Genomic DNA, 20,773 nt, shown 5'->3' on the forward strand with positions numbered 1-20,773 from the left:
AGGGCTAGAGCAGAACAAGAAGAGCGGTACCCGCGCCTACGTGCACCGCTGAAGCGAGGTTAGTGATGGATATTGAGAAGAGAAGCATCGAGTTCGTGCCGCATTCCGAGCGCTACGGGCACCCCAAAAGGCTCTTCACGATCTGGTTCAGCGCGAACATGCAAGTGACCACCCTGGTGGTCGGTACCCTGGGAATAGTGGCGGGCCTGAACCTGGCCTGGACCTGCCTGGCGCTGGTGCTGGGTTGCGCCATCGGCACCGTGTTCATGGCGGCGCATTCCTCCCAGGGGCCGCACCTGGGCATCCCGCAGATGATCCAGAGCCGCGCGCAGTTCGGCGTGCTCGGCGCCGGCTTCCCGCTGCTGATCAACTACCTGGCGTTCGTGCTGTTCACCGCGGCCAACGGCGTGGTGATGCGCGACTCGATCAAGGCGTTCCTGGACGTCGGGGACAACACGGCCATCGTCCTGTTCGGCGTCATCTCCTTCGTGGTGGGCTTCATCGGCTACGAGCTGATCCACCGCTTCGGCGTGATCATGTCGGCGCTGTCGGGCGTCCTGTTCCTGGTGGTGGCGGTGCTGGCGCTGCAGAAGCCATTGCCGGTCGGCGCCCTGGAAATGGCCGACACCTTCAAGTTCACCGCCTTCGCCCTGACCGTGATGCAGGCCGCTTCCTGGACCCTCGGCTTCGGGCCCTACGTGGCGGATTACTCGCGCTACCTGCCGGTGAACATCTCCAGCAAGCAGACCTTCTGGTACAGCTACGTCGGCAACCTGCTCGGCGCCGGCCTGGTCATGCTGCTGGGGGCCCTGCTGGCCACCCTGATCAAGGACGTGACCAATGACCCGGGCACCGCGATCGGCAGCTTCTTCGGGCCCTGGTCGAAGGTCGCCATGGTGGTGGTGGTGCTGGGCGTGATCGAGATCAACTCGCTGAACCTGTACAGCGCCTACATGTCGGGCATGACCATCTTCACCGGCATGCGCGGCATGACCCGTATCAGCCGCGGCACCAAGTTCATCGCCATGGGGCTGACCGCCATGGCGGCAACCTGGATCGCGGTGAAGACGCAGTACAACTTCTTCGCCTACTTCTCCGACATCCTGATCGCCCAGGTCTATTTCCTGGTGCCCTGGAGCGCGATCAACCTGGCCGACTTCTACCTGGTCCGCAAAGGCCGGTACGCGGTCGACGACATGTACAACGTCGACGGCCAGTACGGCAAGTACAACTTCTCGACCATGGTCATCTACCTGCTGGGCGTGCTCTCGACGCTGCCGTTCATGGACATGTCCTTCTACCACAGCTACTTCGCCCAGATACTCGGCTCGGACCAGAGCTGGATCCCGGCGCTGATCGTCCCGGCCGGCCTCTACTACTGGTGGAACCGCAAGCGCTTTTCCATGGCCGTAGCGCCCCAGCCGGCGATCTGAACGGCAGGGCGCGCAACGGCCTTGCCAGGTGCTCTTCGTAGGATGGCGTTTTTCCTCCACCTTGTAGGAGCGGGCCCTGCCCGCGATTTCGCGCGCAGGGCGCGCTCCTACAATGGGAATGGCGCGGGTGGGGCGGCGTAGGCGGGCGCCCCACGGCGGCACGGGCAACGGCGGATAACCGCGAACGGTTATGCGCCCTACGCACTGTCTATTGCGAAGGTGTGAGGATGATTCCGGCCCTTCCCTCAGCAGAGGACAGCCCCCTCTCCCGCTTGCGGGAGAGGGCTGGGGAGAGGGCGCTCTTGACCCGAATACCTACGTCACCGGGAAGCACGGTCGTAGGAGCGGACTTCGTCCGCGATCGGATTCTCCGGCCACGCCGGGCGCCCCGGTGACATGGCCAACGGCGGATAACTGCGAGCGATCATCCGCCTGCGCGGATTCTTCAGACCGCCTGGGTGGACTGCCGGATGATGAGCTCGGTACCCAGCAGGGCAGGCTTGATCTCGGCGCCGTTGCGCAGGTGCGCGATCAGCGACTCGGCGCTGAGCTGGCCCATTTCCTCCGCGGGAATGGCCAGGGTCGTCAGGGGCGGGTCCAGGTACTCGGCGAACTCGAGGTTGTCGTAGCCCACGACGGAAAGCTGCGAGGGCACGTCGATCCCCAGCTTCTTGCATGCCGACAACACGCCGAAGGCGATCACGTCGCTGTTGCAGATCACCGCGGTCACCTCCGGCTGCTCCATGAAGATGCGGCGCATGGTCTTGTCGCCGAACTCGATGCTGTAGCCCGCGGTGCTTTCGTAGATGACGTGGCTCGCCTCGCCATGCAGCGGCTTCAGCGCGTCCTCGATGGCCCGGACCCTGGCCTGCTGGCGATCGTTGCCCTGGATCGGCCCGGTGAGCATGGCCATGTGGCGATGGCCCAGGCCGATGAGGTACTGGATCAGCTGCTGGGTCGCCTTGTAGTTGTCGAAGCCGATGAAGGGGAATGCCCGGTCCTCCAGGTAGGAGTAGGTGCAGATCACCGGCATGTTGTATTCCTTCAGGTAGGCCTCCAGCTCCTCGTCAGCGATCTCGCCGACCACCAGCAGGCCCTCCGCGCCGCGTTCGACCAGCAGGCGCACCTTGTCGTAGATGGCCCGCGAGTCGAAGCCGCAGGAAAGCACGTGGACGACATAGCCGTACTGGGCCAGGCGGGCCTGGAAGCTGTTGACCATCCTGGCGTAGATGGCGTGGTCGAGCGTCGGGATGACGGCGCCGATCACGTTGGTCTTGCGCGAGCGCAGGGCCTTGGCCGCCGAGTTCGGCGTGTAGCCCATCTTCTGCGCGACCTCCAGCACCTTGGCGCGGACGTCGTCACGCACGTGGTGGGGCAGGTTGAAGCTGCGCGACACGGTGGCGACCGATACGCCCGCGGCCTTGGCCACGTCGATAACGTTTACGCGCTTGGGTGTTTTCTTCGGCGTTCTGACCACTACGACCTCGGTGAGCATCCTGGCCCGGACGCAATCGTCGTCAGAGCGGTGGAGGATAGGGAAGGGTGCCTGCGGCAGCGAAGGGGCGTGGTTCCCAGGTTTCAAGCCTACGGTTCGATCGGCATTTTCTCAAGTTCGAGGCTAAGGCACGCCGTTTCCGGGTAGCAAGGCGTTTGCCCGGGCGCCAGCGGGCCGGCGTCCGCAGTGTTCTTTCGCGGGGTTATCGAAAAAAGACTGTAAACGATTACAGAAATATGCATAATCCACTCATTCGGATCGGTGCGGCCGCGATTCACCGTGCTGCCGCGGGTGAATGCATCCAGCGGTCGATACGGCGGCAGCAGGGCTTGACACCCGAAACGATGGCGATGGATTGTAAACGTATACATCAACAAGTCCAACAACAGGGCCTTCCCATGACTCGAACCTACCAACACTGGATCAACGGCGCCGAACAGGCCCCGGCCAACGAAGCGTACATCGCGCGCCGCTCGCCGGCCCACGGCGGCCTGCTGGCGGAGTTCGCCGCCGGCAGTGAACAGGACGTGGACCGTGCGGTGGAGGTCGCCCATGCGCTGCATGTGGCCGGTAGCTGGTCGAACGTGCCGGCGTCCGAGCGGGCGAAGCTGCTGAACAGGTGGGCCGACCTGATCGAGCGCGACGCCGACCGTCTGGCGGCGATCGAGGCCGAGGAAGTCGGCAAGCCGATCGTCTACGCCAAGGGCGAGGTGCTGTGGTCCGCCGAACTGACGCGCTTCGCCGCGTCCCTGGCCTGGCAGATTCCGGGCGAGGCGCACAGCCACCTGGGCGAGAACCGCCTGGGCCTGGTCACCCGCGAGGCCCGCGGGGTGGTGGGCCTGATCGTGCCCTGGAACTTCCCCATGGTGTGCCTGTTCCAGAAGCTGCCCTATGCCATCGCCGCGGGCTGCCCGGTGGTTATCAAGCCTTCCGAGCTGACCTCGGGCACCGCGCTGGAAGTGGCCCGCCTGGCGGCTGAAGCCGGTCTGCCGAATGGCCTGATCAACGTCGTCACCGGCAAGGGCTCGGTCGTGGGTGAGCGCCTGACGCGCCATCCGAACGTCTCCATGGTTTCCTTCACCGGGTCCACCCGGGTCGGCAAGCAGATCGCGGCAGCCGCCTCGCAGGACCTGACCCGCGTCGCGCTGGAGCTCGGCGGCAAGGCCGCCAACGTGGTGTTCGCCGATGCCGACCTGGATGCGGCGCTGGACGGCGTGCTGTTCGGCGTCATCCTCAACCAGGGCGAGGAATGCGTCGCCGGCACCCGCCTGCTCATCGAGGAATCGGTGGCTGACGAGTTCGTGGCGCGCTTGGTAGAGCGTTCCAAGAAAGTTGTCGTGGGGTTGCCGATGGAGGCCGACACCCAGATTGGCGCTCTCATCCACGAAGATCACCTCAACAGCGTGCTGGACTACATCCGCATCGGTCAGGAGGAGGGAGCCACCCTCGTCTACGGCGGCAAGCGCCTGGCCGAAGGTGAGTTGGCCAACGGCTACTTCGTCGGGCCGACCATCTTCTGCAACGTGAAGCCGCAGCACCGCATCTTCCGCGAGGAAATCTTCGCCCCCGTGCTCGCGGTGACCACCTTCAGGACGGTGGATGAAGCGGTCGCCCTGGCCAACGACACCGACTACGGCCTGGGCAACGGCGTCTGGAGCAAGGACCTGGACAAGGCCCTGGGCGTGGCCAGGCGCCTGCAGAGCGGCACCGTGTTCGTCAACACCTACCTGGAGACTTCGGTGCAGATGCCCTTCGGCGGCTACAAGCAGAGCGGTTATGGCCGCGAGAACGGCGTGGACGGGCTGCTGGAATTCATGGAGGTGAAGTCGACCTTCATCCGCATGGGCGAGCGCACGCCGGTGCTGCCCAATACCCTAGACTGAGGTCCCGGACGACGCCGCCCCGCCGGCGTCATTTCCCGTGCCCCTGTGGCGAGCCTGCGAGAAGTGCCATGAATTTCAAGCGAATGATCAATGTGGTCGGCGTGCATGCCGCCGGCGAACGCAACGACGTCATCACCGGCGGCGTGCTCGACGTGCCCGGCAAGACCATGTTCGACAAGATGAAGTACCTGGAGACCCAGGCGGACGACATCCGCAGGTTCCTGCTCCAGGAGCCCCGCGGCAGCGTCACGCAGTGCGTGAACCTGGTGCTGCCGTCTTCCCATCCGGAAGCGGACGCCGGCTTCGTCATCATGGAGTCCGAGTACTACGTGCCGATGTCCGGCACCAACACCATCTGCACGGTGACCGCGCTGCTGGAGACCGGCATGATCCCGATGCAGGAGCCGGTCACCCACCTGGCCCTGGAGGCGCCGGGCGGCCTGGTACGCGTCGAGGCGCACTGCCAGGGCGGCAAGTGCGTCAGCGTGAAGTTCAGCAACGTCCCCTGCTTCGTCTTCGCCCTCGACCGGCATATCGAGGTGCCGGGGCTGGGCACGCTGAAGGTCGACGTCGCCTATGGCGGCATGATCTACGTGCTGGCCGATGCCCAGGCGCTGGGCTTCGACATCACCCCGGACGAAGCCGCGAGCCTGGTGAGCGTCGGCGAGACGATCAAGGCCGCCGCCGCGGAGCAGATCCCGGCCGTGCACCCGGAGCAGCCGGAAATCCACACCATCAACCAGACACTGTTCGCCGGCCCGCTGCGCGACACGCCCGAAGGCCTGCGCTCGCGCAACGGCGTGATCGTCTCGCCGGGCCGCCTCGACCGCTCGCCCTGCGGCACCGGCACCAGCGCGCGCCTGGCGGTCATGCATGCCCGCGGCCAGATCAGGCCGGGCGAGCGCTTCGTGCATGAGTCGATCATCGGCACCGAGTTCGTCGGCGAGATCGCCGAGACCCTGATCATCGGCGGCCAGCCGGGCATCCGCCCGACCATCTCCGGCAATGCCTGGATCACCGGTTTCCACCAGTACGTGCTGGACCCCAGCGATCCGTTCCCCACCGGTTTCACACTGAGCGATACCTGGCGCAAGAGCCACTAAGCTCGCATCTTCCCCCGCCCAGCTCTGCTGCCTTGGGCGGGGGCTTTTTATTTCCTGCCGGCCTTGAACGGCCGACGCTCCCCCCATTTCCGAGGTTTCCTAGGGCATCAGCTCGCCGGAAATGGCCGCCGCGGTTTCCTGCAGCAGCCGCAGGTAGCGGCCTTCGGCTCCGGGGGACTCCAGCACCGCTTCCGGGCCGGACAGGTTGATGGCGGCGACCACCTGGCCGCTGCGGTCGCGGATGCCGGTGGCGATGGCCGTGGAGTAGTCCGAGCGGTGCAGCACCCAGCCGCGTTCGCGGTCCTCGGCGATGGTGTGCTGCAGCTCCAGCAGGGTGCGCGGCGCCGGTGGCGGGTAGTCGTCCAGGCGCACCTGCTGGTAGAGCTGGGCCAGGCCTTCCTCGTCCAGGGCGGTGAGCAGCACCCGGCCCAGGGCGGTGACGTGGCAGGGCAGGCGGGTGCCCACGGGGATGTTCACCGTCAGCCGCTGCGGGGCGAAGGCGCGGTAGATGTAGAGGCTGTCGGTCTGCTCGCGGATGCTCAGGTGGCACGACAGCGAGGTGCTGTCGCGCAGGGCGTTGAGGTGGGGCAGGGCGATTTCCACGATGTCGCGGCTGCACAGGTAGGCGAAGCCGTCGGAGATCACCCGCGCGCCCAGCTCGTACTGGTTGCGCTCCAGGCGGTTCAGGTAGCCCATGTCCTGCAGCGTCTGGACGATGCGGTAGAGCGCCGAGGGGCTCACCCCCAGGCGCTCGGCCATCTCGTTCATGCCCAGGCTGCGCTGGCGGGCGTTGAACAGCCCGAGCAGGTTCAGGCCGCGTTCCAGGGCCGGTACGCGGTAGTCGCTTTCACTCATGGGGCCTCCACGGCGGCGCCCCTCGCGGGGGCGCCGCCGGCCGGTCAGTCGAGCAGGGCGTCGATGCCCACCGGGCGGCCGTCGAACTCGGCCATGGCGTCGAGCAGCGCTTCCCAGAAGTACTGCACCGAGGCGCGGTCGCAGAGGATCTGCAGGTTGGGCAGGTCGTCGCCGCTGGCGTTGATGACGATGACGTTGATCCGCGCCGCCGAGGTCTGCGCCACCGCGCCGGGGCCGAAGGCCTGCGGGCGCAGGTCGACGCCGCAGAGCTTGGCCATCACCGCCGCGTAGTGCTCGCCGCTCAGCTGCAGCCAGGCGTGGCTGTCCTGGCGCGGCAGCAGGTAGTTGGCGCTGTCGTCCAGCTGCCAGGCGGCCTCTTCGCCGGCGACGCGCGCGCCGCCGTCGTGGAGGCTGCCCAGCAGCAGGTACTCGGTCTGCGACAGGCGCGCCACCAGGCCGCCGTCGGCCTGGCGCAGGGCGCGGTTGGGCGCTTCCGGCAAGGCGTAGCCGCGGGCTTGCAGGTAGGCGGCGGCATCGGCCCCGCGGAAACCGGCGCGCGGCAGGTTGCTCAGGTCGATCAGCGCGCAGCTGCGCAGTTGCGCGTGTTCTTCCTGCTCGCCGTAGCGGGCGACTATGGCGGCGCTGCCCAGGGCAGCCAGGCGCGCGCCCCGGTGCAGCGGGTACAGCGGGCTGCGTTCGATGAAGTCTTCGGCTTTCAGGCTGGACATGGCTCAGAGCTCCTGGCGCAGGTTCTGCGGGTCGTAGAAGGGCAGCTGGACGACGGTGGCGCGCACCATCTCGCCGCCCTCCACGCGGATCGGGATCTGCATCCCCGGGGTGGCCTGGTGGGCGCCGGCGTAGGCCAGGCCGACGATCAGGCCGAGGCTCTGCGAGTACTCGCAGGAGGTGACGTTGCCGCTGATGTCGGCGCCGTCCAGCACCAGGTGGCCTTCCAGCGGCTGGGTGCTGCCCCTGGGCAGGGTGAAGCCCACCAGCTTGCGCTTGAGCGGCTGCGCCTCGAGGATCTCGATGGAGCGCTTGCCGACGAAGAACGGCTTCTTGCGGCCGATGGCCCACTGCATGTCGATCTCCGCCGGGTGGGTCATGCCGTCGGTATCCTGGCTGATGATCACGTGGCCTTTCTCCAGGCGCAGCAGGCGCTGGGTCTCCACGCCGAACGGGCGGATGCCGTGCTCGGCGCCGGCTTCCATCAACGCGTCCCACAGGCGCTCGGCGAAGCGTGCCGGCACGTGGACTTCGTAGCCCAGCTCGCCGACGAAGCCCACCCGCAGGATGCGCGCCGGGATGCCGGCCACGCTGCCGCTGCGTACGCCCAGGTAGGGGAAGGCCGTGGCGGACAGGTCGACGTCCTCGCAGAGCTTCTCCAGCACCAGGCGCGACAGCGGGCCGGCGAGGTTCACCGCGGCCAGGGCGGCGGTGACGTTGGTGATGTCGACGTTGAGCCGCCACTGCGCGTTCCACTTGAGCATCTGCTGGTAGATGCGGTCGACGCCGCTGGTGGTGGCGGTGACATAGAAGTGCCGCTCGCCCAGGCGCGCGCAGACGCCGTCGTCGATCACCACGCCGTGCTCGTTGGTCATCAGCGCGTAGCGGGTGCGGCCGATGGCCAGCTTGGCGAAGCCGAAGGTGTACAGGCGCTCCAGCAGCTCGGCGGCGTCCGGGCCGCGCACGTCCAGGCCGCCGAGGGTGGAGACGTCGATCAGGCCGACCTTCTCGCGCACGTGGCGGGCCTCTTCCTGCATGCAGCGCTCGCGATCCTCGGCCTTGCCGTAGAACGCCGGGCGCTGCCAGATGCCGGCGGGCATCATCTTCGCCCCGGCCTCCAGGTGGCGGCGATGCATCGGCGTCTGCCGGTAGGGGTCGAAGGCGCGGCCGGCGACGTGGGCCAGCTTCTCCGCCTCGAACGGCGGGCGCGCGGTGGTCACGCCGGTTTCGCCGATGCCGCGGCCGGTGGCCTGGGCCACCAGGCGCGCGGTGGGCAGCGCCGAGTGGCGGCCCTGGGACGGGCCCATGCCGACGGTGGAGAAGCGCTTGACCAGCTGCACGTCGCGGTAGCCGCTGCGGGTGGCGTTGACGATGTCGCGCACCTGCAGGTCCTCGTCGAAGTCGACGAAGTCCTTGCCCTTGGGGTGGGGGAAGATCGGCCAGGCGAAGTTCACCCGTGCCTCGCTGGTGAAGGTCCGCGGCGCCGGCGCTTCCAGGCCCAGGGCGGCGAGGGCGGCGGCGGCCGCGCGGGCGCCGTCGGCGAGCACGTTGACCAGGGCGTGGCGGCCGTTCACCGAGCCGGCGATGTCCAGCCCGGCGGGCAGGCCGCTGATGGCGAACTCGGCGCGTTCCTCCTCGTAGGCCAGCTTGCCGCCGGCCTGGCACAGCAACTGGTAGACCGGCATGTAGCCGGCGGACATGCACAGCAGGTCGCAGGCCAGTTGGGTGCCTTCGCCGGCGACGCTGCCCTGGCCGCTGATGCGGCGGATGTCGACGCCGCTGACGTGGCGCAGGCCGGGCTCGTGCAGGGCTTCGTAGACGGTGCTGCCGGTGTGCAGCGCAATGCCGCGGTACTGCAGCTCGTCCGCCAGCCGGGCGTCGGCCGGGGCGTCGCGCATGTCGACCACGGCGGCCACGCTCACGCCCTGTTCCTGCAGGTCTAGGGCGGCCAGGTAGCCGTCGTCGTTGCCGGTCAGGACCACGGCGCGGTTGCCCGGTTTCACCGCGTAGAGCTTCATCGCCCGTTGCGCGGCGCTGGTCAGCAGCACGCCGGGCAGGTCGTTGTTGCGGAACACCACCGGCTGGTCGAAGGAGCCGGCGGCCACCAGGCAGCGGGTGGCGCGCACCTTGTACAGGCGCTTGTGCTGGATCACCGGCAGGTAGTTGTCGGTGAACCAGGCGTTGCAGGTGGCCTGGGTCAGCACCTGGATGTTCGGGTGGCCCTCGACGGCGGCCACCAGTTCGGCGCGCAGTTCGCCGGCGCGCTTGCCGGCGATGTCGAAGCGCGCGTAGTTCAGCGAGCCGCCGAGCACCGGCTGTTGCTCCACCAGCAGCACCTTGGCCCCGGCGTTGGCGGCGTCCAGCGCGGCGCGCAGGCCGGCGGGGCCGGCGCCGATCACCGCCAGGTCGACGAACAGGTAGGCCTTGTCGTAGTACTGCGGCCTGAATTCCAAGTCGAGCACGCCGAGGCCGGCCTTCTTGCGGATCAGCGGTTCCCAGACCTTCCACATGCCCTTGGGCTTGTAGAAGGAGCGGTAGTAGAAGCCCACCGGCATGAAGCGCGAGAACTTGCCCAGGTAGGCGTCGCGGTCGTGGTCGAGGCTGTCGGAGAAGTTCTGGCCTTCCACGGCCAGGCCTTCGCGGGCGGGGTGCATGTCGGCCAGCACGTTGGGTTCGTCGGGCAGTTGCACCAGGGTGTTGGCGTCCTGCCCGGCGAGGGTCAGGGGGCCGCGCGGGCGGTGGTACTTGAACGAGCGCGAGAGCAGCCAGCGGCCGTTGCCGAGCAGGGCGCTGGCGATGCTGTCGCCCTCGAAGCCCTGGTAGTCGCGGCCGTCGAAGGAGAAGCGCAGCGGCTTCTCGCGGTCGATCAGCAGGCCCATGGGGGCGGGCAGGCGGTTGAGGGCGCTCATTGGGCGGTCTCCTGCGGGGCGACGGCGAAGTCGATGCGGCGGTCGAAGATTTCCTTCGGGTCGAAGGTGCGGATCACCTGGTCGGTGACCGTGTGGCGCTCGGCCAGGAACCAGTAGCTGGAGGCGTTGTGCAGCCACCACTCGAGCACGATGCCGGCGGCGTTGTCGCTGTTGAACACGTAGTCGGCCCACTCGGCGTCGGAGCAGCTGGCCGGGTCGGGCATGCGCTTGAACTCGCCGCCGTAGGTGAATTCGCTGATGTTGCGCGGCCCGTTGAGCGGGCAGGTCAGGATCTTCATCGCTGGTTCCTCAGTGGCTGGCCGCGGTGGCGCCCATCTCGTTGACCTGCTGGAAGCGGCTGAAGCGCTCCAGGGCGAAGGGCGCGATCAGCTCCGGCACCTTGCCGCCGCTGGCCACCAGTTCCGCCATGGTCTTGCCGCAGATGGGCGTGGCCTTGAAGCCCCAGGTGCCCCAGCCGGCGTCGAGGTAGTAGTTCTCCACCGGCGACAGGCCCATGATCGGGCTGTAGTCGGGGGTCATGTCGGTGATCCCGGCCCACTGGCGCATCAGCTTGGCGTTGGCCATGAACGGGAACATCTCGATGGCGTGGGCCAGCAGGCTTTCCTTCAGGTCCAGGGTCGAGCGGGTGTTGTACAGCGGGTAGGGGTCGGAGCCGCCGCCGAAGACGATCTCGCCGCGGCTGGTCTGCTGCACGTAGCAGTGCAGCGCCGAGGAGCTCACCAGCGGGTCGAGGAACGGCTTGAACGGCTGGGTGACCATGGCTTGCAGCGGGTAGGTGTGGATGGGCGCGCGGATGCCGGCCTTGGCCATCAGCAGCGAGCTGGCCCCGGCGATGGCCTGGACCACGCAGCCGCACTGCACGGTGCCGCGGTTGGTCTTCACCGCCTCGATGCGGCCGTCGCGCACCACCAGGTCCTGCACTTCGGTGAGCTGGTGGATTTCCACGCCGCGCTTGGCCGCCTGCTTGGCGTAGCCCCAGGCCACGGCGTCGTGGCGCGCGGTGGCGCCGTCGATGTGCCACAGGCCGGCGAGCACCGGCAGGTGGCCGGGGTCGAGGTTGAGCGTGGGCACCAGCTCGCGGATCTGCTGGCGGTCGATCATCTCGGTGCGCCCGCCGAAGTGCCTGTTCACCTCTGCGCGCTGGCGGAAGGCGCGCACCGTGGCGTCGGTGTGCGCCAGGGTCAGCTGGCCGCGCTCGGAGTACATGATGTTGAAGTCGAACTCGTTGGACAGGCCCTGGAACATCCGCACCGACTCGGCGTAGAACTTCACGCCCTCGCTGGTGAGGTAGTTGGAGCGGATCACCGCGGTGTTGCGCGCGGTGTTGCCGCCGCCCAGGTAGGCCTTCTCCAGCACCGCCACGTTGGTCACGCCGTGGTACTTGGCCAGGTAGTAGGCGGTGGCCAGGCCGTGGCCGCCGCCGCCGATGATCACCACGTCGTAGCGCGGCTTGAGCTCGCAGGGCGGCGGCAGGTCGACTTCCACCGGGTAGTCGGCGCTCAGGCCGTATTTCAGGAGGGCGAAAGGCATGCTGCTTACTCCGCAGTGGCGCCGGCGCGTTGCAGGCGCGCGGCGGCCAGGGTGTTCTTCATCAGGTAGGCGATGGTCATCGGCCCGACGCCGCCGGGCACCGGGGTGATGGCCGCGGCCTGGGCCAGGGCGCTGTCGAAGTCGACGTCGCCGACCAGCTTGCTGCGGCCGCCTTCGTCGATGCGGTTGATGCCCACGTCGATCACCACCGCGCCGGGCTTCAGCCAGCTGGCGTCGACCAGCCGCGGCTTGCCCACCGCGGCGACCACGATGTCGGCCTGGCGGCACAGCTCACGCAGGTTGGCGCTGCGCGAATGCACCACGGTCACCGTGCAGTGGGCCTTGAGCAGCAGCGCGGCCATGGGCTTGCCGACGATGTTGGAGCGGCCGATCACCACCGCGTGCTTGCCGGTCAGGTCGCCGCAGGTGTCGTGCAGCAGGCGCATGCAGCCGGCCGGGGTGCAGGGCGTGAGCACGTCGCGGCCCTGGCTGAGGCCGCCGACGTTCTCGCTGTGGAAGCCGTCGACGTCCTTCAGCGGGTCGATGGCCTGGAGCACGCGGTTTTCGTCGATGTGCTTGGGCAGCGGCAGTTGCACGAGGATGCCGTTCACCGCCGGGTCGTCGTTCAGCTCGGCGATGAGCTGGAGCAGGGCGCTTTCGCCGGTGTCGGCCGGCAGCTTGTGCTCCAGCGAGCGGATGCCGACCTCCTCGGCGCGCAGCACTTTATTGCGCACGTAGACCTGGCTGGCCGGGTCGCTGCCCACCAGCACCACGGCCAGGCCCGGCTGGATGCCGTGCTCGCGCAGGGCCAGGACTTCCTCGCGGACCTCGGCGAGCACCCGTGCCGAGGTGGCCTTGCCGTCGATGAGCTTGACGCTGGGAATGGCATTCATTTGAAGATCACCGTGCGGTCGTGGTTGAGGAAGACGCGGTGTTCCAGGTGGTACTTCACCGCGCGGGAGAGGGCGATGGTCTCGGTGTCACGGCCGATGGCCACCAGGTCGTCGGGGGCGTAGGCGTGGTCCACGCGCTGCACTTCCTGCTCGATGATCGGGCCCTCGTCGAGGTCGCTGGTGACGTAGTGGGCGGTGGCGCCGATCAGCTTCACGCCGCGCTCGTAGGCCTGGTGGTAGGGCTTGGCGCCCTTGAAGCCGGGGAGGAAGGAGTGGTGGATGTTGATGGCCTTGCCGGAGAGCTGCCTGCACAGGTCGTCGGAGAGGATCTGCATGTAGCGGGCGAGCACCACCAGTTCGGTGCCGGTCTCGGCGACGATCTTCAGCAGCTCGGCTTCCTGCTGGGCCTTGGTGTCCTTGGTCACCGGCAGGTAGATGAAGCGGATGCCCTCGCGCTCGGCCATGGGGCGCAGGTCGAGGTGGTTGGAGACGATGGCGGTGATGGTCATGTCCAGCTCGCCCTTGGCGTGGCGGTAGAGCAGGTCGGCCAGGCAGTGGTCGAACTTGCTGACCATCAGCAGCACGCGCATCGGCCGCTGGCTGTCGAACAGCTGCCAGTGCATGTCGAAGGGCACGGCGACGTCCTCGAAGCCGTCGCGCAGGGCCTGGATGTCGCCCTTGGCGTCGGCGTCGAAGCGGAACACGGCGCGCATGAAGAAGCGCCCGGTGATCTCGTCGTCGAACTGCGACAGCTCGCTGATGTAGCACTGCCGCCCGGCCAGGTACGTGCTGACGGCGGCGACTATCCCGGAGCGCGCCGGGCAGTCGATGGTGAGGATGTAGTGGGTGTCCATTTGCGTTCTCGCGGCGTGGTGGAAGGCCGCCCGGCGGGCCGGGCGGAGGCGCTCAGCCCTTGGCGGTGCGCTTCTTCTTCTCGGGGTCGTCGAAGGGCAGGGTGTGGGCGATGGCGCTGGTCTGCAGGCTGCCGCGCACCTGCAGCGGCACGCCCTGCTCGGCGCAGTCGGTGCTCAGGCGGGCGATGGCCATGGAACGGCCGGTGAGGCGCGAGTACATGGCGCAGGTGATCAGCCCCACCTCCTGGCCGGCGTGCCACAGGGTGTCGCCGGCCTGGGCCGCCTGCTCGCCGTCGAGCAGCACGCCGAAGATGCGGAAGCGCTCCTGGCCCTTGAGCCGGTAGTGCTCGCCGGCGCCGCGGAAGTCCTGCTTGCCGGGCGACACCGTGAAGTCCAGGCCCAGCTCCCAGAGGCTGTCGCCGGCCTTCTCGTCGGCGAAGGGGTACATCTGCGAGTTGTCGTAGGGGTAGAACAGCAGGTAGCTCTCCACCCGCAGCCAGTCCAGGGCGGTGAAGGCGCAGGGGATGATGCCCAGGTCCTTGCCCTTTTCCAGGATGCCGTCCCAGATCGCCGGGGCGTCGGCGGCCTTGCAGAAGATCTCGTAGCCGCGCTCGCCGGTGTAGCCGGTGCGCGAGATCATCACCGGATGCCCGAACAGCTTGCCCTGCAGGTGGTGGAAGTAGGGCAGCTCGCGGATGCCCGGCACGTGCTCGGCGAGGAAGTCCACCGCCAGCGGGCCCTGCAGCGACAGGTCGTGCAGGTCGTCGTCGAACAGCACCGCGACCTGGCGGCCCTGGGCCGAGCGGATCAGCATCTCGTGGCCGACGCCGGCGCCGTGCACCACCATGAAGGCGTTGGGCCCGGTGCGGTAGACGATGCAGTCGTCGGCGAACTTGCCGTCCTCGTCGAGCATGCAGGCGTACACCGACTTGCCCGGGTACAGCTTGGAAATGTCGCGGGTGGTGGCCCAGTCCAGCAGGCTCTCGGCGTGGGGGCCGACGTAGTGCACCTTCTTCAGCCCGGACACGTCCATCAGCCCGGCGCGGGTACGGATCGCATCGTGGTGGTCGGCGAGGTCGCTGGCGTAGGTCCAGGCGGTGCCCATGCCGTTCCAGTCCTCGAGTTTGGAGCCAAGCGCCAGGTGGCGTTCACGCAGGGCGCTGATGCGCCAGGAATTGGCCATGGGGTGATCCTCTTGTAGTGGGTGGCGGTTCTTCAGGCTTGCGGATCGAACGGCCGCAGCCAGTCGAGCAGGGCGCCGCGGTAGCGGGTCAGGCCCTTGTAGTCGGCGATCGGCTCGGGTAGGTCGCGCAGCACGCGGTACAGGCGCCGGGCCCAGTGCGGCTGGGTGGCCAGCTCGTTCATGCCGATCAGGTAGGTGCGGATGCTGAACATCAGCGCATGGCTGCGCGGCAGGCGCGCCATCACCTGCAGCTCCACGCGCAGGTGCACCAGCTCGCCTGCGTTCTGCGCGGTGACGGTGCCGCGGTCGGCGCCCCATTCGTGGTAGGTCTCGGGCGAAGTATCCAGGCGCGGGTTGATGGTCATGGTCCAGTTCAGCCGGCGCATCGGCTGGCCCACCTGCAGGTTCAGCAGGTACTTCAGGGCGCGGTCGAAAATGCCCATCTGGTGCGCCATGGGCACCGGCGAGTGCCACTGCTTGAAGCTCATGCCGGCGTCGAAGGCCAGCGACCAGTCGGCCGGCCCGGTGACCATGCCGGCGTCCATGAACAGGTCGCCGTCGCGCTGGTCGAGCAGGGCGAAGTCGCCCTGCACCTGGCGGGTGATGTATTCCAGCGGCTCGCAGGGCAGGGTGCTCGCGTCGCCGAAGGTGAAGTGCTGGTGGATACCCAGGGCCAGGTTGCGCCACTCCCAGCGCTCGCCCTCGCGGCGCAGCTGGAAGTACTGCGGGTAGTCGGCGGCCAGGCGCTCCATCAGCAGCGCCAGGGCGTCCCAGGCGGCCGGCTGCATGTGCGGCATCACCAGGCAGCGCGTCGGGTCGTGCTGCAGTACCAGGGCGCGCTCGGCCACCTCGGAGCGGTAGTGCTCGTCGATGTCGAACAGGTGCTCGAACACCGAACCCGGGTCGCGGGAGACCGCCGGCTCGATGTTCACCGAGTACTGGTACTGGTCTTCCGGGAAGGGGAACGGGAAGCGGCTGATGGCCTCCGGGCTGTTGGCGAAGCTGAAGGCCTCGCGGTAGCGCTCCACCGGCTTGAGGGTCGTGGGCATGGCGTCGGGTCTCCTAGAGGTCGAGCAGGATCGGGCCGCAGCCGCGGGATACGCAGGGCATCAGGCTGCCTTCGCGTTCGCGGCTGTCGAGGAAGTGGTCGCGGTGCTCCACCTCGCCCTTGAGGTAGCGCGTCTGGCACTGCCCGCAGACTCCGCCGCGGCACAGGCTGGGCACTTCCACGCCGGCGCCTTCCAGGGCTTCGAGCAGGCTCTGCTCGGCGCCCACGTCCAGCTGGCGGCCGCTGCGCGCCAGCTCCACGCGGAACGGCTGGCCGGGTTCGGGGGCGGCGAAGGCTTCCCAGTGCACCCGCGAGTCGCTCCAGCCCAGCGCCGCGGCCTGCTCGCGCAGGGCCAGCAGCAGGCGCTGCGGGCCGCAGGCGTAGACGTGGCTGCCCAGCGGGCGGTGGCGCAGCACCTGGTTGAGGTCCAGCGCGCGCTGCACGCCGTCGTATTCGTGCAGGCGCTCGCCCAGCAGCTCGCGCAACTCGCCCAGGTAGGCGTCGCTCAGGCCGGCGCGGTAGGCGTAGTGCAGTTCGAAGTCCGCGCCGCGGCGCAGCAGCTCGCGGCAGTGGGCGAGGAAGGGCGTGATGCCGATGCCGCCGGCCACCAGGATGTGCCGGCGCGCCTCGCCGTGCAGGGCGAACAGGTTGGCCGGCGCGCCGACGCGCAGCCGGTCGCCGACCTGCAGTTGCTCGTGCAGGTAGCGCGAGCCGCCGCGGGACTTTTCCTGGCGGCGCACGGCGATGCGGTAGTGGCTGGCGTCGGCCGGGTCGCCCAGCAGCGAGTAGGCGTTGCGCAGGCCGTTGGGCAGGCACAGCTGCACGTGGCTGCCGGCGGAGAAGCCGGGCAGCGCGCCGTCCACGGCCTCGAAGGTGAATTCGCGGATCACCGGGGTGACGGCGTGCACGGCGCTCACCCGCACGTCGAAGAAGGCGCTCATGGGCGGGCCTCCGCATAGGGCTGGTCGGCGTCGGCGCACACGCCCAGGTAGGCGCCCAGGCGCTGGGAGAAATGCCGCCGTACTTCGAGATGCACGCCGCAGTGCTGGCAGTCGTGGCGGTCGCCGCTGCCGGTGCCCTGCAAGGTGCCGCAGTGCACGCAGTACAGCGTGCGGGTGTCCTCGCCGCGGCGCAGCAGGTGGATCTCGTCGGGGCGCAGGCCGGCCTGGCGGGCCAGGGCGTGCAGCGGCCAGAGGAAGGCCTCGTCGCCGCACAGCAGCAACTGCAGGCCGACGCTGGCGCTGTCCAGGCGTTCCAGCAGGGCACGCTGCGGGCCCTGCGGGCCGCTGGCCAGCAGCTCCAGCTCGCCGGGGGCCAGGCCGAGGCGGCTGGCCAGGGCATGGGCGTAGTCGGCGTCGGCCCGCTGCATCACCAGCAGCGCGTGGCCGCCGGACAGGCGCGGCAGGGCGTCGTAGCGGGGCAGGCTGGGCAGCGGCGGGGCGCTGCCGGAGAGAGCGGTATCGGTCATGGCTTCCTCGCTGGGTGGGCCGCCGCCGTGCCCGATCCTGAGGCGCGGGGCCTTGAGTTGGTGCGCATCCGGGCGCTGGCGGCGGCGAACTTTCGTGTTTCGCGTTGGGGAAGATATTTTCCTGATGCGAATAACCGCTCAATCCGCAGGAGGTGATATCTCCAAAGAGGTAAGGGCTGCGGGGAGGCCTCGCCGGGGGCATGAAAGTTGCTGCCTGTATGGCACTTGCGAACGAGGGCTGGGCATGGGTGCACGGCGTGCGGGGTGGCTGGATCGCTGGCGGCAACGATGGCTTGCAGGCGCCGTCGCGGCCGCGCCGCGGCGCGCCGAGGCCGAGCTGCTGCAGGGCCTGCTGGAGGAACCGGGCAGTTGGGCGCCGCTGGCGCGCCTGCTCGCCGAGCTGGCGGCGGCCCACCCGGGGGCGGCGCCATGCCTGCTGCTGGACGAGCCCGGCCTGGCGGAGCCGCTGCGGCGCCCGGCGGCCTTCTGCGCCGAGGCCGACTGCCCGCTGCGCGACCTGCCGGCCCTGCGCGCCGGCCCGTGCCGCCCCTGCCGGGCGCGCGGCGAGCCGCGCCAGCTCTGGCCGCTGGAGCAGGGCGGCCAGGCCGCGCTGGCGTTGCAGGATTTCACCGGCCGCCAGCACCGGGCGCTGCTGGCCTGGCTGCCGCTGCTGGCCGCCAGCGTCCACGGCATCGCCCGGCAGCGTGCGCGGCTGCGCCTGGAGCGCCACGGCCAGGACACCCTGCTGGCCCGCGAGCTGCACGATTCGGTGGCCCAGCAGCTGGGCTTCCTGGCCTTCCAGGCGAACCGCCTGCAGGGCCAGCTGCAACGCCCGCAGCAGGCCGCGCCGCTGCTGGAGGAACTGCGCCACGGCCTGCAGGCGGTGCAGCGCCAGGTCCGCGAGCTGATCGGCAACGCCCGCCTGAGCCTGGACGGGCGCAGCCTGCGCCAGTCGCTGCTGGATTCGGTGGAGGAATTCGGCCGGCGCAGCACCATCGTCTTCGAACTGGACAACCGCCTGCCCGACGGCCTGCTCGACGACGAGCAGGCCCTGCAGGTGCTGCAGATCGTCCGCGAGGCGCTGGCCAACATCGTCCGCCACTCCCATGCGCGCACCGCGCGCATCGACCTGCGCCTGGCCCGGGGCGAGCTGCGGGTGGCGGTCGAGGACGACGGCATCGGCCTGCAGGCCAGCGGCGAGACCGGCCACTTCGGCCTGTCGATCATGCGCGAGCGGGCCCTGGCCATCGGCGCCAGCCTGAGCGTGAAGACCATCCCGCCACGGGGCACGCGGGTCGCGTTGCGGCTACCCGGCGTGGCCGCCCAACCGGAGGAGAAAGCCGATGCACAACGCCACCTTGCTGCTGATCGATGACCACCCGCTGTTCCGCCGCGGCCTGGCCGAGCTGTTCGGCGAAAGCGGCGAGTTCACTGTGGTCGGCCAGGCCTCCAGCGGCCGCGAGGGCATCAGCCTGGCCTGCCAGCTGAGCCCGGAGCTGATCCTGCTGGACCTGCACATGCCCGGCCTGGGCGGCCTGCAGGTGCTCGACGAGCTGCGCCAGCTGGAGCTGGACAGCCAGGTGATAGTGCTCACCGCCTCGGCCGAGCGCACCGAGCTGGCCGCCGCCCTGCGCCTGGGCGCCGAGGGCTACCTGCTCAAGGACACCGAGCCAGAGGCGCTGCTGGCCTACGTGCGCGGCTGCAGCCGCGGCTCGGTGCAGCTGGACGACAGCCTGGTGGCGCTGCTCGCCGAGCCCGCGCCGGCCGTGGCGCCGGCGGCGGACGAACTCACCGCCCGCGAGGGCCAGACCCTGGCGCTGATCGCCCAGGGCCTGAGCAACAAGCGCATCGCCCGCGAGCTGGGCATCAGCGACGGCACCGTGAAGATCTACGTGAAGAACCTGCTGCGCAAGTTCCACCTGGGCTCGCGCCTGGAACTGGCTGCCTGGGTCCACCGCGGCGGCGGCCTGCAATGAGGAGGACGAGCATGGCGACCCCGCCCGCTGACACCCGCGACGACGGCGACCGCTACCCGGTGGCGCTGCTGCACCTGGACGGCCGCGGCCGCATCCGCCGGGCCAACCGCGCCTGGCGCACGCTGATGGGCGACAGCGGCCTGGGCGAGGAGCTGGCCGCCTGCCTGCACCAGGAAGACCTGCCCGGCTGGCGCGCGGTGCTGCGCCAGGCCCGCCTGGGCCAAGGCGCGCGGCAGTGCCTGCGCTTCATCGACGCCCACGGGCGCCTGCGCTGGTTCGACGTGCAGCTGGACGGCGACGCCGAGGCGCTCTACCTGTCGCTCAGCGACGCCACCAGCCAGCGCCGCCAGGACGCCCGCCTGGAGGCCAGCCGGCGCGGCGCCGCCAGCCTGCTCGACGGCCTGCCCGGGCTGATCTACCGCGGGCGCAACAACCGCCAGTGGACCATGGAATTCGTCAGCGCCGGCTGCCTGCAGCTCACCGGCTACCCGGCGCAGTACCTGACCGACACCTACGAGCACAGCTACAGCACGCTGATCCTCGAGGAATACGCCGAATACGTCTGGGCCGGCGTGCAGCAGGCGCTGCTGCGCCGCGAGCCCTACGAGCTGACCTACCGCATCCGCTGCGCCGACGGGCGCATTAAGAACGTCTGGGAGAAGGGCGTGGGCATCTATGCCGACACCGGCGAGGTGCTCGGCATCGAGGGGGCCATCTTCGAGGTGGGGGCGGAGCCGCCGGCAACGCTCCCCTGACGATCTGTCCTGCCGCGACCGCGCGCCTGGTCGATACTCAAGCGGTCATGCCGGCAACCGCCGGCGCGCGGGAGGACGAGTGCGATGACGAAAGAGACGGACGACGCCGCTGCCCTGATCACGGCGCGGATCGCCGAGCTGGGCGACTGGCGCGGCGAGGTGCTGGCGCGGGTGCGGGCGCTGGTGCACGAGGCCGAGCCGGAGGTGGTCGAGCAGTGGAAGTGGCGGGGCGTGCCGGTGTGGTCCCGGGCCGGCATCCTCTGCACCGGCGAGACCTACAGGCAGGTGGTGAAGCTGACCTTCGCCAGGGGCGCGGCGCTGGAGGACCCGGCGGGGCTGTTCAATGCCAGCCTCGAAGGCACGACGCGGCGGGCCATCGACATCCACCAGGGCGACGTGCTGGACGAGGCGGCGCTGCGCGCGCTGATCCGCGCGGCCGTGGCGCTGAACCTGGCGAAGCGCCGCGGCTAGCGGCGCGTCAGTGGCTCTTCATGCCGGCGGCGGCCATGGCCAGGCGGATCAGCTCGGCGGCCAGCAGGACGCTGCCGACGCCGCCCAGCCACAGGGCGGCCAGCCACAGCAGTTGCCGGCGCAGGGGCCGGCTGGGTTCGGCGTTCGGCTGCTGCGTCGGCAGCGTGGGG

20 protein-coding genes are annotated in these 20,773 nt (G+C 69.3%); 7 read left to right on the plus strand and 13 right to left on the minus strand.

What is annotated here, in order from left to right; translation table 11 throughout:
• Positions 1-65 precede the first annotated feature (65 nt).
• Positions 66-1,433, plus strand: coding sequence for a cytosine permease (locus DK254_RS20695; protein ID WP_109935274.1), 1,368 nt, complete (start codon positions 66-68; stop codon positions 1,431-1,433).
• Between the two features lie 445 nt (positions 1,434-1,878).
• Here the strand turns inward: DK254_RS20695 and DK254_RS20700 are convergent, their stop codons facing one another.
• Positions 1,879-2,862 carry a substrate-binding domain-containing protein gene (locus DK254_RS20700; RefSeq protein WP_158546429.1) on the minus strand — a complete coding sequence of 328 codons (984 nt, stop codon included), beginning with the start codon at positions 2,860-2,862 and terminating at the stop codon, positions 1,879-1,881.
• A gap of 464 nt (positions 2,863-3,326) precedes the next feature.
• On the opposite strand from DK254_RS20700, the gene DK254_RS20705 reads away from it, so the two are divergent.
• Positions 3,327-4,811 carry an aldehyde dehydrogenase family protein gene (locus tag DK254_RS20705; RefSeq protein ID WP_109935276.1) on the plus strand — a complete coding sequence of 495 codons (1,485 nt, stop codon included), beginning with the start codon at positions 3,327-3,329 and terminating at the stop codon, positions 4,809-4,811.
• Positions 4,812-4,879: 68 nt separating this feature from the next.
• Entirely contained in the window at positions 4,880-5,914 is a 1,035-nt protein-coding gene (locus DK254_RS20710) for a proline racemase family protein (protein WP_109935277.1), read from the plus strand.
• A 99-nt stretch (positions 5,915-6,013) separates the two neighbouring features.
• On the opposite strand, the gene DK254_RS20715 is transcribed toward DK254_RS20710, so the two are convergent.
• Genes DK254_RS20715 through DK254_RS20765 form a run of 11 tightly spaced genes read right to left on the minus strand, consistent with a single transcriptional unit; the run spans position 6,014 to position 17,401 of the window.
• On the minus strand, positions 6,014-6,769 hold the full coding sequence (locus DK254_RS20715; protein ID WP_109935278.1) for an IclR family transcriptional regulator: 756 nt from the start codon (positions 6,767-6,769) through the stop codon (positions 6,014-6,016).
• 44 nt (positions 6,770-6,813) lie between these two features.
• On the minus strand, positions 6,814-7,497 hold the full coding sequence (locus DK254_RS20720; RefSeq protein WP_256595917.1) for a sarcosine oxidase subunit gamma: 684 nt from the start codon (positions 7,495-7,497) through the stop codon (positions 6,814-6,816).
• Positions 7,498-7,500: 3 nt separating this feature from the next.
• Entirely contained in the window at positions 7,501-10,404 is a 2,904-nt protein-coding gene (locus tag DK254_RS20725) for a 2Fe-2S iron-sulfur cluster-binding protein (protein ID WP_109935279.1), read from the minus strand.
• Positions 10,401-10,703, minus strand: coding sequence for a sarcosine oxidase subunit delta (locus DK254_RS20730; protein ID WP_089392364.1), 303 nt, complete (start codon positions 10,701-10,703; stop codon positions 10,401-10,403). Before DK254_RS20730 ends, DK254_RS20725 begins: the two co-directional genes overlap by 4 nt.
• Positions 10,704-10,713: 10 nt before the next feature.
• Positions 10,714-11,955 carry an FAD-dependent oxidoreductase gene (locus DK254_RS20735; protein WP_109935280.1) on the minus strand — a complete coding sequence of 414 codons (1,242 nt, stop codon included), beginning with the start codon at positions 11,953-11,955 and terminating at the stop codon, positions 10,714-10,716.
• Positions 11,956-11,960: 5 nt separating this feature from the next.
• Complete coding sequence (gene folD, locus DK254_RS20740; RefSeq protein ID WP_109935281.1) at positions 11,961-12,848, minus strand: bifunctional methylenetetrahydrofolate dehydrogenase/methenyltetrahydrofolate cyclohydrolase FolD; 888 nt, start codon at positions 12,846-12,848, stop codon at positions 11,961-11,963.
• Complete coding sequence (gene purU, locus DK254_RS20745; protein ID WP_109935282.1) at positions 12,845-13,702, minus strand: formyltetrahydrofolate deformylase; 858 nt, start codon at positions 13,700-13,702, stop codon at positions 12,845-12,847. The genes folD and purU overlap by 4 nt, the downstream gene beginning before the upstream one ends.
• Positions 13,703-13,754: 52 nt before the next feature.
• A complete protein-coding gene (locus DK254_RS20750; RefSeq protein WP_109935283.1) occupies positions 13,755-14,885 on the minus strand; it encodes an aminomethyltransferase family protein in 1,131 nt (376 codons plus the stop codon).
• Positions 14,886-14,917: 32 nt separating this feature from the next.
• Positions 14,918-15,934 (minus strand): DUF3445 domain-containing protein, encoded by a 1,017-nt coding sequence (locus tag DK254_RS20755; RefSeq protein ID WP_109935284.1) that lies wholly within the window; start codon positions 15,932-15,934, stop codon positions 14,918-14,920.
• Between the two features lie 13 nt (positions 15,935-15,947).
• Entirely contained in the window at positions 15,948-16,874 is a 927-nt protein-coding gene (locus tag DK254_RS20760; RefSeq protein ID WP_109935285.1) for a PDR/VanB family oxidoreductase, read from the minus strand.
• Positions 16,871-17,401 carry a dimethylamine monooxygenase subunit DmmA family protein gene (locus DK254_RS20765; RefSeq protein ID WP_109935286.1) on the minus strand — a complete coding sequence of 177 codons (531 nt, stop codon included), beginning with the start codon at positions 17,399-17,401 and terminating at the stop codon, positions 16,871-16,873. The genes DK254_RS20760 and DK254_RS20765 overlap by 4 nt, the downstream gene beginning before the upstream one ends.
• Positions 17,402-17,645: 244 nt before the next feature.
• Here DK254_RS20765 and DK254_RS20770 point away from each other — a divergent pair, with 244 nt between their 5' ends.
• The 4 genes from DK254_RS20770 to DK254_RS20785 all read left to right on the plus strand — a co-directional run bounded on the left by DK254_RS20770 (position 17,646) and on the right by DK254_RS20785 (position 20,603).
• Positions 17,646-18,776 carry a sensor histidine kinase gene (locus DK254_RS20770; RefSeq protein WP_158546430.1) on the plus strand — a complete coding sequence of 377 codons (1,131 nt, stop codon included), beginning with the start codon at positions 17,646-17,648 and terminating at the stop codon, positions 18,774-18,776.
• Positions 18,745-19,377, plus strand: a complete 633-nt coding sequence (locus tag DK254_RS20775) for a response regulator (protein WP_109935287.1) — start codon at positions 18,745-18,747, stop codon at positions 19,375-19,377. Before DK254_RS20770 ends, DK254_RS20775 begins: the two co-directional genes overlap by 32 nt.
• 11 nt (positions 19,378-19,388) lie before the next feature.
• Positions 19,389-20,132, plus strand: coding sequence for a PAS domain-containing protein (locus DK254_RS20780; protein ID WP_109935288.1), 744 nt, complete (start codon positions 19,389-19,391; stop codon positions 20,130-20,132).
• An 84-nt stretch (positions 20,133-20,216) separates the two neighbouring features.
• Entirely contained in the window at positions 20,217-20,603 is a 387-nt protein-coding gene (locus DK254_RS20785; protein WP_109935289.1) for a DUF1801 domain-containing protein, read from the plus strand.
• 7 nt (positions 20,604-20,610) lie between these two features.
• Here DK254_RS20785 and DK254_RS20790 read toward each other — a convergent pair whose 3' ends face one another.
• The gene (locus DK254_RS20790) at positions 20,611-20,766 is read right to left on the minus strand and encodes a DUF2474 family protein (RefSeq protein ID WP_109935803.1); all 156 of its coding nucleotides are present in this window, start codon (positions 20,764-20,766) and stop codon (positions 20,611-20,613) included.
• Positions 20,767-20,773: the final 7 nt, after the last annotated feature.

Source organism: Pseudomonas sp. RW407, assembly GCF_003176655.1.
In the GTDB taxonomy this organism is placed as follows: domain Bacteria; phylum Pseudomonadota; class Gammaproteobacteria; order Pseudomonadales; family Pseudomonadaceae; genus Pseudomonas; species Pseudomonas delhiensis.

What these genes read in the sequence shown, in the direction of transcription:
- DK254_RS20695 (WP_109935274.1), top strand. Translation starts at nt 66, where the DNA reads ATGGATATTGAGAAGAGAAGCATCGAGTTCGTGCCGCATTCCGAGCGC.
- DK254_RS20705 (WP_109935276.1), top strand. Translation starts at nt 3,327, where the DNA reads ATGACTCGAACCTACCAACACTGGATCAACGGCGCCGAACAGGCCCCG.
- DK254_RS20710 (WP_109935277.1), top strand. Translation starts at nt 4,880, where the DNA reads ATGAATTTCAAGCGAATGATCAATGTGGTCGGCGTGCATGCCGCCGGC.
- DK254_RS20715 (WP_109935278.1), bottom strand. Translation starts at nt 6,769, where the DNA reads ATGAGTGAAAGCGACTACCGCGTACCGGCCCTGGAACGCGGCCTGAAC.
- DK254_RS20720 (WP_256595917.1), bottom strand. Translation starts at nt 7,497, where the DNA reads ATGTCCAGCCTGAAAGCCGAAGACTTCATCGAACGCAGCCCGCTGTAC.
- DK254_RS20725 (WP_109935279.1), bottom strand. Translation starts at nt 10,404, where the DNA reads ATGAGCGCCCTCAACCGCCTGCCCGCCCCCATGGGCCTGCTGATCGAC.
- DK254_RS20730 (WP_089392364.1), bottom strand. Translation starts at nt 10,703, where the DNA reads ATGAAGATCCTGACCTGCCCGCTCAACGGGCCGCGCAACATCAGCGAA.
- DK254_RS20735 (WP_109935280.1), bottom strand. Translation starts at nt 11,955, where the DNA reads ATGCCTTTCGCCCTCCTGAAATACGGCCTGAGCGCCGACTACCCGGTG.
- folD (WP_109935281.1), bottom strand. Translation starts at nt 12,848, where the DNA reads ATGAATGCCATTCCCAGCGTCAAGCTCATCGACGGCAAGGCCACCTCG.
- purU (WP_109935282.1), bottom strand. Translation starts at nt 13,702, where the DNA reads ATGGACACCCACTACATCCTCACCATCGACTGCCCGGCGCGCTCCGGG.
- DK254_RS20750 (WP_109935283.1), bottom strand. Translation starts at nt 14,885, where the DNA reads ATGGCCAATTCCTGGCGCATCAGCGCCCTGCGTGAACGCCACCTGGCG.
- DK254_RS20755 (WP_109935284.1), bottom strand. Translation starts at nt 15,934, where the DNA reads ATGCCCACGACCCTCAAGCCGGTGGAGCGCTACCGCGAGGCCTTCAGC.
- DK254_RS20760 (WP_109935285.1), bottom strand. Translation starts at nt 16,874, where the DNA reads ATGAGCGCCTTCTTCGACGTGCGGGTGAGCGCCGTGCACGCCGTCACC.
- DK254_RS20765 (WP_109935286.1), bottom strand. Translation starts at nt 17,401, where the DNA reads ATGACCGATACCGCTCTCTCCGGCAGCGCCCCGCCGCTGCCCAGCCTG.
- DK254_RS20770 (WP_158546430.1), top strand. Translation starts at nt 17,646, where the DNA reads ATGGGTGCACGGCGTGCGGGGTGGCTGGATCGCTGGCGGCAACGATGG.
- DK254_RS20775 (WP_109935287.1), top strand. Translation starts at nt 18,745, where the DNA reads ATGCACAACGCCACCTTGCTGCTGATCGATGACCACCCGCTGTTCCGC.
- DK254_RS20780 (WP_109935288.1), top strand. Translation starts at nt 19,389, where the DNA reads ATGGCGACCCCGCCCGCTGACACCCGCGACGACGGCGACCGCTACCCG.
- DK254_RS20785 (WP_109935289.1), top strand. Translation starts at nt 20,217, where the DNA reads ATGACGAAAGAGACGGACGACGCCGCTGCCCTGATCACGGCGCGGATC.